We start from the raw sequence: 15,631 nt of genomic DNA on the forward strand, positions 1-15,631 counted from the left end.
TTATAAGGGATTTAAATAAAATAAATCACTAAAATTATTGATTATATTGCATATTTATCTATAGCGAATTTCTTATTGTTCAGCATATATACCTTCAAGAGCACCAAGCCTATTCAAAGAAATTATTCTACTGTTATACGCAACTGTTGGGGATAGTTATTGTATAGACAATCAAATAGATTTTTTTAAGAAATAACTCTCTCAATATAATAGAAAGCAGTTCTTAATTATATCTCCCCCATTCTACACTCCTATTTATATTTCTATGCTATTATTAGGAATATAAAATCATATATTTTATTAATTTCATATGTTTTTTCTTTATCTAGATGAAGTAATTTTTAAAAAAAATTCTTTACTCCTTAGGCATATCATGCTTGGATACAAATGATTACCTTTTTTTAGGTAATTTTATCTTAAAATAATGAAGGGGAACTTCCCAAAAATGAATAAACAAAATCTAGAAAAAAAGACTAAGAAGAAATTGCTACGTGGTCTAGATAATCGCCATGTACAACTTATAGCCATTGGTGGAGCGATTGGAACAGGCCTGTTTATGGGATCAGGAAAAACCATCAGCGTAGCAGGACCTTCAGTCATACTGGTTTATGCCATCATTGGTTGTGCTGTATATTGTGTGATGCGTGCCATGGGAGAATTATTGCTTTCTAATACACACTATCGATCCTTTATTGACTTTTCAGCTGATCTGCTTGGACCTGGTTTCGGATTCTTTATCGGTTGGACATATTGGTTATGTTGGATTGTAACAGGAAGTGCTGAGATTATTGCTATCGTCAGTTATACACACTTTTGGTGGCCTGAGCTTAATGCTTGGATTCCGGTATTATTAAGTATTCTATCCTTTTTAATATTTAATCTTGTAGCTGTAAAACTCTTTGGTGAACTTGAATTTTGGTTTAGTTTTATCAAAATTATAGCAATTTTAGCATTAATCGTTGTGGGATTTTATATGATCTTCACCGGTTTTACTTCTCCAAACGGTACGGTTACCTCCTTGGGAAATATATGGAATGGCGGAAATATTTTCCCTCGAGGAATAACAGGATTCTTTGCTGGATTCCAAATTGTTATTTTTGCGTTTGTAGGTATTGAACTTGCTGGAACAGCTGCTGCTGAAGTAAAAGAACCGCAAAAAGCTTTGCCACAAGCAATAAATTCAATACCAATCCGCATTATATTCTTTTATATATTCTCTCTTATTGTGATTATGTCAGTCACTCCTTGGAATCAAATCAGTCCAGAAAAAAGCCCTTTTGTGACCATGTATTCACTTGTTGGTATTCCTATTGCTGCTGGTTTGATGAATTTTGTTATTCTCACAGCAGCAGCATCATCAGCAAATAGTGGGATTTTTTCTACAAGCCGCATGATATACGGGCTCGCAGCTCAAAAAGGTGCTCCTAAATTTTTAGGAAAGTTGTCTAGTAAACACGTTCCAGCCAACGCACTACTCTTCTCATGTTTATGTATCTTATTAACATATGCAGCTGTCTCAATATCTCCAACCCTCATAAGCGCTTTTACAATTGTTACCACAATTGCATCAATCCTATTTATATTTGTCTGGTCTATAATCTTAATAAGCTATATTGTCTACCGCTATAAACGTCCTCTTCAGCACGCTGTATCAACATATAAAATGCCAGGAGGAGTTTTTATGTGTTGTATTCTTCTGCTTTTCTTTGCATTCATTATCTTTTTATTGTCATTAGAAGAAGATACTGCTATCGCTTTAAAATATACCCCCTTGTGGTTTGTATTTTTAGGAATTGTATATTTCCTTTTTGGAAGAAAAAGTTGGCAAACGCAAAAGATTGAAAAATAAGATTTATATACAATACACACAAAAAAAGGGTAACTTTAGTTACCCTTTTTATAAATAAAGCACGAATTCTACTTACATATACTTTATATACATTTTAATTACGCTCTTTATCAACCAAAGCGTTAGACTTTATCCAAGGCATCATAGAACGAAGTTTTTTTCCAACTTCTTCAATAGGATGTCTATCATTCAAGCGTCGCATACCTTTAAAATGTGCTGCACCCGCTTTATATTCTTGAATCCAATTTGACGTAAATTTCCCCGTTTGAATATCCTTTAAAATACGCTTCATTTCCGCTTTTGTTTCATCAGTAATCACACGTGGACCAGACATATATTCACCCCATTCTGCTGTATTGGAAATCGAATAATTCATATTTGCAATGCCACCTTCATAAATGAGATCAACAATTAATTTAACTTCATGTAAGCACTCAAAATAAGCCATCTCGGGCGCATAACCTGCTTCTGTAAGTGTTTCGTAGCCTGCACGAATAAGCTCGACAAGGCCACCACAAAGAACAGCTTGTTCGCCAAAAAGGTCCGTTTCACACTCTTCTTTAAATGTTGTTTCAATCACTCCAGCACGCCCACCACCAAGACCACAAGCATAAGATAATGCAACATCATGAGCATGTCCTGAAGCATCTTGTGCGACGGCAATAAGACAAGGAACACCGCAATTTCGTTGGTATTCATTGCGCACTGTATGACCAGGACCTTTAGGGGCAACCATCACAATATCAATTGTTTTTTTAGGTTCAATTAAGCCAAAATGAATATTTAAACCATGAGCAAAAGCAAGAGTTGCTCCATCACGCAAATGGTCATGAATATGCTCTTGATAAATATCAGCTTGTAACTCATCAGGTGTTGCCATCATAATAAGATCTGCCCATTTTGCCGCTTCAGCAACACTAACAACCTCAAAACCATCTGCGATAGCTTTTTTAGCTGTTTGCGATCCAGAGCGTAAAGCAATCTGTACATTTTGAACACCAGAATCTTTGAGATTCAAAGCATGTGCACGCCCTTGTGAACCATAACCAACAATGGCTACTTTTTTTCCTTTAATTAAATTAATATCTGCATCACGATCATAATAAACACGCATAAAAATACTTCCTTCTTCTTTAAACTGATGAATTTCAGATTATTGTTATTTCATAAATGAGTAAAAATCTATCTTGAGTGCTTCAAATACTATAAATAATAAAATTATTACGTACACAAACAGAGCAATCGAGTAATCTTTTCAGTTTTACACACTACATACCAAAACACATCAAGCCCCCAACCTTCTAAAAAACTATTTGGCTTTCCCTATAGTTTCTATTTGTTACGCAACAAAAAATAATATATTATACAAAATAAGAATTCTGAAAAAAATTATAGAGCTAAACTTTATTCTTATTATGGATAATAATACTTCTGTATTTTTCAAATTGAAATACAGCATGCGTGCTTAAACATGAACTAAATCAAAATAGATAGCAAGACAAATTATTATGGGCATAAGGACTTTTATATTCCAATGTAAAAACTTAATTTTCCCTTATCTCACAATAAAAAACTCATTCAGGACATTCCTAGATTTGAAGCCCTCATTATATATGCAATAAATATTTTACTTAAAGACTCATTTTTCTTCTACAAGAAAATCTTCTCTGAGAGTTGTCCTACACATACAGCTTTGCATATTTTTATCTTATAAAAAGAATAAAATATTTTATCTACCACAAAAAAGCATATCTCTTAGTAACCAAAGTTTTTTATACAAGTGCTATTATTGATTGCAATATAGAAAAAACTCTTAAGATAAAACGAACAAAGCCTCATAGAAATGCACTTCTCAGCTATACAGACAAAAAAATCATACAAATAACCGCATAAAACGCTGAACAGTTTCATACATTCCATACTCTAACGCATCAGCAATAAGCCCATGGCCAATAGAAACCTCATCAAGCCAAGGAATACTGTTAATAAGAGCAGAAAGATTAGTAATTGTCAGATCATGACCTGCATTAATACCTAACTGCAATTCTTTAGCTTTTGTTGCTGCTAAAACAAGTTTTTTTAATTCTCTATCTTGTTTTATCTTATCTTCAAACGCAGCCCCATAAGGTCCTGTATAAAATTCCACACGGTCAGCACCTATTGCTTTAGCAATATCAAGACCATTAACGATAGGATCAGCAAAAAGTGATACACGAATTTTTTTTTCTTTTAAACGCTGAATAATGGGCTCTAAAAATTTTGCATTAAGAGCAAAATCCCAACCATGATCAGAAGTTGATTGCGCTGGATCATCAGGAACAAGCGTAATTTGATCAGCATATTTTTCTGCTATATCTAAAAATTTATCGCTTGGATAACCTTCAATATTAAATTCAGCACTAGGAAAGCTGCTGTGAATTAAACAATGTATATCTGGTAAATCAGCAAAACGAATATGTCGCTCATCAGGTCGTGGATGAACCGTTAAACCTGCTGCACCTGCTGAAAGGGCTATATGCCCAATTTTACGAATATTTGGCCACGGAAGATTACGCCGATTGCGCAAAACAGCAATAGCATTAAGATTTACTGAAAGTTTTACTGCCATGCATATTCCCATTTTTAGTATATAGTTTTAAAAATATATTCACCCTATATTATTTCTCTTTTTCTTTATCGAACAATTATAAGCTGCTCTGCAGCACGCGTAATTCCTGTATAAAGCCAACGTGTAGACATATCACGAAACGCAAAACTTTCATCAAATAAAACCACATTATTCCATTGGGAACCTTGTGCTTTATGGACGGTGAGTGCATACCCATAATCAAAATCATCATATCTTTTTTTTAATGCCCATGAAATCTCATTATCAGGATTCTCAAACATTGCTTTTAAAAGCTTAATTTTTGTTACTCCACGCTCGTTTTCTTCAGGTTTAACGAGAAGGTTAATAGCTAGTTTAACAGTTTCTTTCTGTGAAGTCATCACTTTCCATAAAGAACCATTCAATAAACCTTTAACAGGATCATTACGCAAACACACAAGCTTATCTCCTGCTTGAGGATAATCTGCTGTAAATCCCTTTAATGCACGCAAACGTCTATTATATAGATGTCGTGTTCGATTAACTCCTACCAAAATCTGATCAGCCCTCAAGACCAATTGTTGATCTACCTCTTTACGTGTAATAACGCGCGCTGCTCCATAATCACCATAAGCGATATCACGTCCTTCACGCACATCCATAGCCAGACGAACAATCGGATTATCCCGGGCTTGCCGATGAATTTCTGAGAGCAGAAAATCTGGCTTAGCATTGGAGAAAAAACCACCTCCTGATATAGGAGGCAATTGACCTGGATCCCCAAGAACAAGAATAGGCGTTTGAAAACTCATTAAATCACGTGCCAACTGCTCATCTACCATCGAGCATTCATCAACAATAATAAGCTTAGCTTGTGCCGCCAAACTTCTTCGATTCAATGCAAATGTTGGTGCAATAGATTTCTTTCCTGTTACTTCATCGGAAACTTCTTCTTCTCCGCGAGGACAGTAAATCAGTGAGTGAATAGTACAAGCATTGCTTGCTCCTTTAGAGCGTAAAACCTGTGCAGCTTTACCCGTAAACGCAGCAAATTGGACAGAACCATCAACTGTTTCAGCAAAATGACGCGCAAGCGTCGTCTTCCCTGTCCCCGCATAGCCAAAAAGGCGAAAAAGTGGAGAACGCCCTTCTTTCAACCATGCAGCAACAGCTTTTAATGCATTATCCTGTTCTCGTGAAAATTGCATAATTTATAAAAATAAGATTCGTATAAAAAGAGCAAGTATTTTGGCAGAAAAACCACTTTCAAGAAAAATCTTTATCATATAAACATTTTTATACCAAGCCATCTCATTCCTTTCACAGAACAATCATTGTAGCAATGGTTTGTCTTTCAAACACTTCAATAATCTAAATTGATATCCCAAAAAAATTATACTAACCTTCTACCACATACCCGTGAAGTAAAATATTCTTTCCTCCAGTAGATACATAAACAAATGCATTAAATATAAGCAATAAACGAAAACAGCATATACATTTCTGCTGCCTCATATGGAGAATTAAAGAGAATAGCTAAAGAAAAACTTTCAATATATGGAATTGCAAATTCTTCATAACAAAACATTCCCTTATACAAGGTATGAAGAGTATAATCTCATGAACTATCTTCCATACTTTTCGCCATAAATCAGTCCCCTTTCCCATCAAAACAAAACACGCATCGCATATCCAATGAAAAGAAATTGAACATGATCAATAAAGCTGTCAAAGCTTTTTGAAAAAAAGAGAACCGGAAATAAAAAAATCTCAACAACAGTTGCTTAACCCTATCAAAGACAGCAAAAATCTTCTAGCACTCTCCCTCGCATCACAACTCTCAACATATGCATATTTCAAGTATGTATGACACGCAAATCAGAGAAATATGGCAGTGCGCACCCCCTTACAATAATCCAATAAATAATTATACATACTTAAAAGAAACTAAAAAATAAGGAGAGCAATTAAGAGAAATCATTTAATGAGATGATTGATTGCGCATGAAACTTCATGCTCTTTTTGTCAATATAGTGCGTTCAACTTTGGTTGAAAAAGGGGCGATAGAAAAAAGACTAAGTTTGGGAAATTCAACTTACTTTGCACGGAATGTTTATGACAGCAACCCAGTATATGAGAGCAAATTATTGCAATTAGAGAAAGTTCTTTACACACCGCATCTTTGCTATGTGACTGGAGAAAACTTTGAGAATTATATTGAAAAAGCTTGCCAAAATAGAGCGTCTTTTATGAAGAGCGTTTAATGCCGGCTGAGTCAATATTTGTAAATATTTATCTTATATCGCTAGCGTATCAAATTTGCACGACACAAAATAGCTTATTTTCTTTAATTAAGCATATTCCTTAGCTTTCATATTCATACCAATTATATTGACAAATTTTTATGTCATCCGCATAAAATACCTCATTTATTGTTGCAATCATTATTAAAAAAAGGCTACGAATACACTCCCATGGGAGGGGGGCATAATGAGCAATCATCAATTTATAGAAAAAAATTATTATAGATGGATTGTATTGCTTGTTGCCACTATCGCTCAAGCATCAGCCTGCTTCTTTGTTCAAGGGATTGGTCCTTTAGCTGAATTTTTTAAGAAGGATTTCTCGCTTAGTGACTCTCAAATAGGTTTGCTGTCTTCAGCAGCGCAGCTTCTACCTGTTATTGGGTTACTTATAGCTGGCGAATTACTAGACAAATTTAACGAGCGCTATATTGTTGGCGTTGGCGCGGTCGGTGTTTCTGTTGCTCTTTTGTTGGGAGCAATCGCAGATAACTATATTTCCCTTTTGGTTTGTTTGCTCATTGTCGGGGGATTTTATAGTTCTGCTCAACCCGGCGGCGCTAAATCTGTTGCTTTATGGTTTCCACAATCGCAGCGTGGATTTGCAATGGGAATAAGGCAAGCGGGGCTACCATTAGGTGGGGCATTAGCTGGAATAATTCTTCCTGCTAGTGCACTTGTCTATGGCATAAAAGGTGCGTTTTTGGTTGGTGCCATCGTTTCTTTTTTAGGTGGATGTATCTTTATTATTTTTTATCACGGACCAGCAAAAGTTGTCGCTATCGTTCCAGAAAGCAAGGCAAGAGTTTCGTTCTATGCAAATGTAAGGTCTCGTCTTGCGATGTTGGCTGCACCGCATATGAAGAATATTATTTTTTCAGGCGTTTCACTTGTGATCGTTCAATATGTTTTAACCATTTTTATAACGATTTATTTTTATAGAACCTATCACCTATCTCTAGATAAAAGTGCTTATTTGTTTTTTATTTCACAGGCTTCTGGAGCTTTGGGAAGAATTATTTTAGCAGCGTGGAGTGATCATTGTAAAAAAGGACGATTTTTTCCTGTCTTGTTTTGCATGATTGCAGTCGTTTTTGGATTTTTAATATTAATTTTGGGCATGAGTGGGTCCATAATTTATTTAACTCTTTTATCTGCTTGGTTAGGTTTTTTTGGATTAGGATGGTATGGCCCTTGGATTGCTTATATTGTAGACTCTTCGCCGAAAGAAAGCGTTGGCTTTTCTCTGGGTTTAGCAATGTCTGTCAATCAAATCGCAATTATGACCGCTCCACCCTTATTTGGTTTAATCCAAGATTTTACAGACACTTATTTACTAACATGGTCGATTTTAATTTTAATGATTGTTTTTTCACTTTTCTTAATAAAAAAGTAGGGGAATATAATTGGGGAGGAAACTATAATGATAAATGAAAATACTTTTGAGTTGAGCAATATCGAAAGAGACAATCTTTGGGAGGCTTTAAACCATATTATTTATGATCCATACGGTGGTATTGAATATTCGGTTAAGCTAAAAAAAATAGCATTTTCGCTGCTCCCCCATAGAATCTTGACAATTCTTATGAATCAAAAGACGTCTATTACCCCTAGATCATATTTCATCGTTGAATCATTCACATTTGCATTAAATATCACATTGAAGATACAATCCAGAACCTTTATCATATTTTTCAATTTGCGATAGAGACTGCTTCTGCATTGAGATAATTTGGTAAAAGATATATTACTCTTTAAAGAGCTTTTCTCTACAGATGAATTCCGTTTATGATAGATAAATGCAATTTTTAATTTTTACAAAAGAATTTTAAGGAAGAGAAATTTCCTAGATTCAAAGCTTTCATTCCATCAAAAAATAATGAATTATATTATAAACCTCTTATTTTTCCTGTTACATGTAAATTAAATACTTTTTGTATCTTATTTCATTGCCAAGATAACTTTCGTTATACCTTCTCGACTTATTCCATAATGTGCTAAAATATCTAATTGGCTTCCATTACAAATTGGTTCATCGGGTATTCCTAACGATACAAATCTACATGTAATAGCATATTCCATAAGTAATCTTGCAATGGCATCTCCAAGCCCCCCGTTAATGCTATGCTCTTCACAAACAATGACAGAACGGTGGGATTTACAAAATTCTAATACAGATGCGTTATCTAAAGGGCGAATTGTTGGTACACTGACAACTGTTGGTATAATTTCATATTTTTTGAGTTCTTCAGCCGCTTCAAGACAAATCTGCACCGCTTCACCAGTGGCAAGTAAGAGAATATCTTTTCCTTTTTTTACAACAGAAGCTTTATTGATATCAATTTTTGCAGCATCTTTATGAATATTTGTAAGAGCACGCTTTCCTAAACGTATATAAGCAGGCATAGGACTGCTTAACGTCGAGAGAATTGCAGCTTCTGTTTCTTTATTATCGGCAGGAGCCATAATGTGTATGTTGGGAATGGCACGAAGTGAAGCAAAATCAGAAATAGCATGATGTGTAGCCCCAAGTGGCCCATAGCTAATACCAGCACTAATACCAATTAATCGAACAGGATTTTCACAATACGCGACATCTATCTTTATTTGTTCAAGGGCACGCGTTGTCAAAAAACAAGCCTGCGAAACAACAAAAGGCTTTTTGCCACATGAAGCAAGACCAGCAGCAACACCTACTAAATTTTGTTCAGCAATTCCAACTTCTATAATACGCTCTGGATAAAGCTTTGCAAATTGATCAATCTTTCCAGATAAGCGTGAATCAGCTGTTAAAACAACAATATCTTTATCAAATTTTGCTATTCTTATAAGAGTCTTATTTAAAATATCGAGGTTTAAAAATTTCACGGCATTTTGTGTTTTTTGATGAAGATGATCCACACTCATATTCCCATTAATTGAATTTTTGTCTCAATTTCCTCGACAGCAAGATTATATTCCTCATCTGTTGGAATTTTATGGTGCCAGATTATGTCATTTTCCATGATAGAAATTCCACTACCTTTTATTGTGTTCATAATGATTGCTGTTGGCTTATCCTGATGAAATGGAGGTGATCTTAATGATGTTTTCAGTTGGGTCATATCGTGACCATCAATTTCTACAACATGCCAACCAAAACTTGTAAATTTATCTGCTAAGGGCTCTGTTTTCATTAAGACATCCGTTGTATCTGTAATTTGCAACCGATTTCTATCAACAATGGCGATGAGATTGCTGAGTTTATAATGTGCTGAAAAAAGTGCTGCTTCCCAAACAGAGCCCTCTGCCATTTCACCATCGCCAAGAAGCACAAAAACACGATAAAATTGAGAATTAAGTTGTCCAGAAAGAGCCATTCCTGCGCCAAGAGATAAGCCATGTCCAAGAGAACCTGTACTTTGTTCTATGCCAGGAACTTTTTTAGTGACATGACCAATAAAATCCGAACCAAAGCCTAAATAAGTATCAAGAAGTTGAGGGGCAAAATACCCCATTTCTGATAATACAATATACAACGCTTCAACCGCGTGTCCCTTACTTTGGATATATCGATCGCGATTTGGATCATGGATATACTTTGGATTTATTTGAAGAATATGTTTGTATAAGATATAAATAAAATCAATACAGGAAAGGCTCCCAGCCGTGTGACCAGATTTTGCTTTTTTAATGAGATCAAGTATTTTAAGACGTAAACGAAGAGCATAAATCGCATCATCAATATCTGCTTTATTGGTTGCATAAGCCATATTTTCTCCCCCCTTTAGAAAATTTATGAAAGAGTCATTGTAAACTCCTCATACAAGAATTCTTCCCTCATCGGAAATAGCATTTGCGATAGCTTCATCATGCGCCTCATCAGGTAAAAGCATATCATTATGCGCGCATCCAGATGGAATCATAGGGAAACAATTTTCTAAATTATGAACATGACAATTAAAAAGAACGGGCTTACTACAGTTAATCATTTGCTGAATTTTATCATCAAGTTCATCTGGTTTTGAACAAAAAATACCAATTGCTCCATAAGCTTGTGCTAATTTCATAAAATCAGGCATTGATTCCGTATAAGAATGAGAAAGACGATTGCCGTGCAATAATTGTTGCCACTGACGGACCATGCCCATATATTGATTATTTAAAATAAAAATTTTAACCGGTGTATCATGCTGAATTGCTGTTGCCAGTTCCTGAATATTCATCTGAATGGAAGCATCACCAGAAATACATAAAACAAGTGCATCAGGATGTGCTATTTGAACACCGATTGCAGCAGGAAGACCATACCCCATAGTTCCAAGCCCTCCAGAAGTCATCCAATGTTTTGGTTCATCAAAGCGGTAATATTGTGCAGCCCACATCTGATGCTGCCCAACATCCGTTGTAACATAAGCATTGCTATCTTTTGTAAGTGTATAAAGCCGTTCAAGAGCATATTGAGGCATAATGACATCTGTTTTCTTCGCATATGCCAATGAATTACGTGCTTTCCAGCGATTAATTTGCCGCCACCATATGTCACGCTTCTCGCTCTTTACTGTTTGATAGGCACGCAAATATTGCATTATATCCTCTAAAAGAGAAGCAACATCACCAACAAGTGGAACCTCTACTTTTACGATTTTATTGATAGAAGAAGGATCAATATCAATATGAATAATGCGTGCATGAGGTGCAAATGCATCAAGCCGTCCAGTAATACGATCATCAAACCGGGCGCCAATAGCTAACATAACATCACAATCATGCATAGCCATATTAGCCTCATAAGTCCCATGCATCCCAAGCATTCCAAGCCAGTTTTTTCCAGAAGCAGGATAAGCACCAAGCCCCATCAATGTTGAAGTAATTGGAAAATCTCCCAATTGAACCAAATCACGCAAAAGCCTTACAGCTTCAAGACCCGATGAAATAACACCACCACCAGAATAAATAATAGGACGTTCAGCTTCTGCTAAAAGAGAAACAGCACGTTCAATAGCCACAGATTTTTCTTTCAATTGTGGAGAAGGATGAAGAGATGCGAACATTTTCGGTGCTTTATAAACACCCAAAGAAAATTGAACATCCTTAGGAATATCAATCAAAACCGGCCCTGGACGTCCTGATTGAGCAATGAAAAAAGCTTCATGAATAATTTCTGCAAGATCATTCACATCTTCAACCAGCCAATTACGTTTCGTACAAGGCTTTGTAATACCAACTGTATCTGCCTCTTGAAAACCATTTGTTCCAATCACGGTTGTCGGTACCTGACCAGAAAAACAAACAAGAGGAATAGAATCCATGAATGCATCTTGTAAAGGAGTCACAGCATTTGTTGCTCCTGGACCAGAAGTTACAAGCATAACACCTACTTTTCCTGTACTACGTGCATAACCTTCAGCAGCATGACCTGCTGCTTGTTCATGACGTACCAAAATATGCTGAAGTAAATTTTGTTGATAAAGAACATCAAAAATAGGAAGAACAGCTCCTCCAGGATAACCAAAAATATGCTTAACACCCTGATCAATAAGGGCTTGAAGCACTATATCAGCACCCGACATTCTTTTTCCGTCCGCACTTTCTTGCTGTCTTGGATGATCTGTCATTTTCCCACTCACTCACTTTAGTACAATAAAAAAGCTCCCGCAGGAGCTTATAAAATAAGGAAGAACTCATTTTAAAGAGCTCCAAAAGAGCCCATTACACGCAAAAAGCATATATTGTATGCCCCCCTTGAGTTTTAAGCTATAACCCTCACGGAAAATCTTTTCTTTAGGGCATGTATTTTAATTCTATCAATACTATTCGTCAATTAAAAAGTATCTTCTTTTCAATTGCTTTTTTAAAGTCTTAGCTCTTTTATTAAGTAAGAATCATCCATTCGTCATTAAATTGATGACGGAACCATGTCATCTGCCTTTTTGCGTATCTCCTTGTATGTGTTTTCACCATTTCAAGCGCATTCTCAAAACTTCTATATCCTTCCAAATGAGCAAGAAATTCAGCTACACCTATAGCCTTCATCGCTGGTAATAAAGGAGAAAGCATAAGCTTTTTCATTGCCATAACTTCTTCTAAAGCACCTCTTTCAATCATAGAGTTCAAGCGTTTATGAATACGTTCATAAAGCAGTTGGCGTGGGGGCATAAGAAGAATTTTTTCTGAACTATTGGATGAAATCAAAGGAACTGTTTTTTGCTTTTGCCACCAACTAAGCTTTTTACCAGTTGCATCATAAACTTCCAAAGCACGTACAATACGCTGCCCATCTTGCGAAGAAATTTTCTCAGCCAAAACAGCATCAATTTGCAATAATTTACGATAAAGGCTTTCAGCACCTTCTTCATCAAGCAAAAAACGCCATTTTTGCCGCACAATATCTGGAATATGAGGAATTTCTGAAATTCCCTCCAAAAGCGCACGGAAATATAGCCCTGTTCCACCAACAAAAATAATTGATTTCGATGTGACTGCTTTTAAAATTTTACCAACATCATAAGCCCACTGCCCTACCGAATAATGAACAGTAGGACTTATATAACCATAAAGATAGTGCGGAACAATTTTAGTATCCGCTTCTGTTGGCCGTGCTGTTAAAATATCTAAAACATCATAAACTTGCATTGAATCAGTGTTAATGATAAAGGCGTTCCTTTCTTGTGCCATTTTTAAGGCAAGTGCTGACTTCCCACTCGCAGTGGGACCCGCTATTAATGTAATTGTTCTTTGTACCATGAGTAAAAGTTCCCATATCGGTCATTCAACAACCAATTACAACATGCATTTTCCCACAATCCTGTGTTTTCCGTTATAAGATTAGAATGCATATTTTTCAAAAAAAATACAAATAAAACCTCTACGCTTAATAAAAAAATAACGATAAAAAGGCCTCAAACATTTAGAAAAACATAATAAATAAAAAATCCTAAAAAGCCTCAAAACATCTTCTTTCTTTCATTATTTAAGAGAAAACGCAGCTATAATGTTCTTTTAGGAATAAATATATTCATAATAATCATATACAAAAATGATATGCATCTTATTTCACAAGAAATAATTTTAAGCTTTATGATAATAAAAATACACGGGAATTATAAGAAACTCTAATTTCTGATAAAAGCTTAAGAAGTTATTTTTTCAAGTTTTTCGTTTTTATCAATCATGAAGCATGAAAATAAGATCTCTAAAAAGAACTATAGTTGTTATTCCTTTTTTACATCATACCCCTTGTAAAAACAAAACGAAGAAAATTCTTATTTGCCAACTGCTTTTAAAACAATCACAAAAATATAAATCATTGAATACATCTTTTGACAAATCAACCCCTCCAATATGATACTCTCATATTAATCTATTGGAATCGTTACAACTCGTAACTCCCCATCGGGATGAGCAATAACGAGTAAGGCATTTTTTCGTCCAGCCTCACGTAATTTATGGATACGTTTTTTAGCATCATCAATTGTTGTGATAGAACTTTGATTAATATCAACAATAACTTCACCAATGTGAATACGTTTTTTATCTGCTGCACTATTTTGTGCAACAGATGTTACAACCAATCCTTGAAGCTTGTCGGTAATTAAATAATGATGGCGCAAATCTTCTGTCAATTCAGATAATGTCATTCCTGCAAATTGCATCGTTACATGTTTCGAGACAGCATTGCTGTTTTCATCATGAGATTCTTTTTCTGTATCTTCATTTATATCTGTTTCAATCAAACGTCCAAGCTTAACTTTTACTGTTTTTTTCTCTCCACCTCGCAAAACAGTCACATCTACGATGTTTCCTTCCGAACTTTCTGCTACTAAGCGAGGCAAATCACGGGCATGTTTAATTTTACTATTCCCAAAAGACAGAATAATATCTCCCGTCTGCAACTGGCTATTATCAACATCCGTTTGCTCTATTTTGCCAGCAACCAATGCCCCTTCAGTATTTTGTAGCTTCCAACTTTTTGCAATATCCTCTGTCACTGGTTGAATACGAATAGCCAACCAACCACGTCTTATTTCTCCAAAATCACGTAACTGATTTATAACAGAAAGAGCCATATCTGATGGTATAGCAAAACCAATACCAATAGATCCTCCCGATGGCGAAATAATTGCGGTATTAATTCCAATCACCTTACCATTTCTATCAAATAACGGCCCCCCAGAATTACCTCGATTAATCGCTGCATCGGTCTGAATAAAATCATCATAAGGACCAGCATTGAGATCACGATTACGTGCTGAAATAATACCAACCGTCACACTTCCCCCAAAACCATAGGGATTACCAATAGCCATAACCCAATCACCGATGCGTGCTTTTTCTGAATCACCAAATCTTACAGCTTTTAATTTTCTATTTCCTGCATCTACTTGAAGCAATGCCAAATCAGTCTTGCTATCCTTTCCAAGTAATTTTGCTTTCAATTTTACTCCATCAGTAAAATTAACTTCAATATCATCAGCATCCACAATAACATGATAATTTGTAACGATAAGTCCTCTTTCTGCATCAATCACAAAACCAGATCCTAAAGAACGAACTTTTTGAAACTGACTATCTTTTTTACCATCTTGAGGCGTAAAAAAATCTGTGAAATATTCTTCTAACAATGAATCTTTTGGAATAACGGGTAGTGAAGTATTGTCATCCTGTTCAGTTCCCTCAACTGTCTGTGCTGTAGAAATATTCACAACTGTCTCTAAAAGTTCAGCAGCTAAATCAGGAACAGAAAGTGGTATATTATTCTCTTCTCCCCAAGACAAATGTACTGGTCCTAATAAAAATAAAACCACACAAACAACAACTCTTGTGGCAAAACACCGCAAAGACGTATTTTTACCCATGACATGCCTTTAATCAAATGCTACAAAAGCCTCAACCAATTTATTAAATCAGTAT

Annotated in this window: 11 protein-coding genes; 3 read left to right on the plus strand and 8 right to left on the minus strand. The window is 35.5% G+C overall.

What is annotated here, in order from left to right:
* Positions 1-445: 445 nt before the first annotated feature.
* On the plus strand, positions 446-1,849 hold the full coding sequence (locus tag K3248_RS00005; protein WP_220716332.1) for an amino acid permease: 1,404 nt from the start codon (positions 446-448) through the stop codon (positions 1,847-1,849).
* A 94-nt stretch (positions 1,850-1,943) separates the two neighbouring features.
* On the opposite strand, the gene ilvC is transcribed toward K3248_RS00005, so the two are convergent.
* From ilvC to K3248_RS00020, 3 genes are all read right to left on the minus strand, one after another.
* Entirely contained in the window at positions 1,944-2,963 is a 1,020-nt protein-coding gene (ilvC, locus tag K3248_RS00010) for a ketol-acid reductoisomerase (RefSeq protein ID WP_220716333.1), read from the minus strand.
* Positions 2,964-3,722: 759 nt separating this feature from the next.
* Entirely contained in the window at positions 3,723-4,457 is a 735-nt protein-coding gene (locus K3248_RS00015) for a pyridoxine 5'-phosphate synthase (protein ID WP_220716334.1), read from the minus strand.
* A 65-nt stretch (positions 4,458-4,522) separates the two neighbouring features.
* Entirely contained in the window at positions 4,523-5,644 is a 1,122-nt protein-coding gene (locus tag K3248_RS00020; RefSeq protein WP_220716335.1) for an ATP-dependent DNA helicase, read from the minus strand.
* Positions 5,645-6,439: 795 nt separating this feature from the next.
* Between K3248_RS00020 and K3248_RS00025 the strand changes: the two genes are divergently transcribed.
* Positions 6,440-6,700 (plus strand): NAD(P)-dependent oxidoreductase, encoded by a 261-nt coding sequence (locus tag K3248_RS00025; protein WP_220716336.1) that lies wholly within the window; start codon positions 6,440-6,442, stop codon positions 6,698-6,700.
* Positions 6,701-6,926: 226 nt separating this feature from the next.
* A complete protein-coding gene (locus K3248_RS00030; RefSeq protein ID WP_220716337.1) occupies positions 6,927-8,135 on the plus strand; it encodes an MFS transporter in 1,209 nt (402 codons plus the stop codon).
* Between the two features lie 545 nt (positions 8,136-8,680).
* On the opposite strand, the gene K3248_RS00035 is transcribed toward K3248_RS00030, so the two are convergent.
* The 5 genes from K3248_RS00035 to K3248_RS00055 form a co-directional block, all read right to left on the minus strand.
* Complete coding sequence (locus tag K3248_RS00035) at positions 8,681-9,646, minus strand: transketolase family protein (protein WP_220716338.1); 966 nt, start codon at positions 9,644-9,646, stop codon at positions 8,681-8,683.
* Complete coding sequence (locus K3248_RS00040) at positions 9,643-10,491, minus strand: transketolase (RefSeq protein WP_220716339.1); 849 nt, start codon at positions 10,489-10,491, stop codon at positions 9,643-9,645. Before K3248_RS00040 ends, K3248_RS00035 begins: the two co-directional genes overlap by 4 nt.
* A gap of 48 nt (positions 10,492-10,539) precedes the next feature.
* Positions 10,540-12,336 (minus strand): acetolactate synthase 3 large subunit, encoded by a 1,797-nt coding sequence (locus K3248_RS00045; protein ID WP_220716340.1) that lies wholly within the window; start codon positions 12,334-12,336, stop codon positions 10,540-10,542.
* A gap of 256 nt (positions 12,337-12,592) precedes the next feature.
* A complete protein-coding gene (gene miaA / locus K3248_RS00050) occupies positions 12,593-13,465 on the minus strand; it encodes a tRNA (adenosine(37)-N6)-dimethylallyltransferase MiaA (RefSeq protein WP_220716341.1) in 873 nt (290 codons plus the stop codon).
* A 611-nt stretch (positions 13,466-14,076) separates the two neighbouring features.
* Complete coding sequence (locus K3248_RS00055) at positions 14,077-15,576, minus strand: Do family serine endopeptidase (protein WP_220716342.1); 1,500 nt, start codon at positions 15,574-15,576, stop codon at positions 14,077-14,079.
* Positions 15,577-15,631 lie beyond the last annotated feature (55 nt).

The organism is Bartonella raoultii, assembly GCF_019659805.1.
Classification (GTDB): Bacteria; Pseudomonadota; Alphaproteobacteria; order Rhizobiales; family Rhizobiaceae; genus Bartonella; species Bartonella raoultii.

Bases quoted from the DNA above. Each gene is read 5' to 3' on its own strand.
- K3248_RS00025 (WP_220716336.1), top strand. From the start codon at position 6,440: ATGAAACTTCATGCTCTTTTTGTCAATATAGTGCGTTCAACTTTGGTT.
- K3248_RS00035 (WP_220716338.1), bottom strand. From the start codon at position 9,646: ATGAGTGTGGATCATCTTCATCAAAAAACACAAAATGCCGTGAAATTT.
- K3248_RS00030 (WP_220716337.1), top strand. From the start codon at position 6,927: ATGAGCAATCATCAATTTATAGAAAAAAATTATTATAGATGGATTGTA.
- K3248_RS00045 (WP_220716340.1), bottom strand. From the start codon at position 12,336: ATGACAGATCATCCAAGACAGCAAGAAAGTGCGGACGGAAAAAGAATG.
- K3248_RS00005 (WP_220716332.1), top strand. From the start codon at position 446: ATGAATAAACAAAATCTAGAAAAAAAGACTAAGAAGAAATTGCTACGT.
- K3248_RS00020 (WP_220716335.1), bottom strand. From the start codon at position 5,644: ATGCAATTTTCACGAGAACAGGATAATGCATTAAAAGCTGTTGCTGCA.
- K3248_RS00040 (WP_220716339.1), bottom strand. From the start codon at position 10,491: ATGGCTTATGCAACCAATAAAGCAGATATTGATGATGCGATTTATGCT.
- K3248_RS00015 (WP_220716334.1), bottom strand. From the start codon at position 4,457: ATGGCAGTAAAACTTTCAGTAAATCTTAATGCTATTGCTGTTTTGCGC.
- K3248_RS00055 (WP_220716342.1), bottom strand. From the start codon at position 15,576: ATGGGTAAAAATACGTCTTTGCGGTGTTTTGCCACAAGAGTTGTTGTT.
- miaA (WP_220716341.1), bottom strand. From the start codon at position 13,465: ATGGTACAAAGAACAATTACATTAATAGCGGGTCCCACTGCGAGTGGG.
- ilvC (WP_220716333.1), bottom strand. From the start codon at position 2,963: ATGCGTGTTTATTATGATCGTGATGCAGATATTAATTTAATTAAAGGA.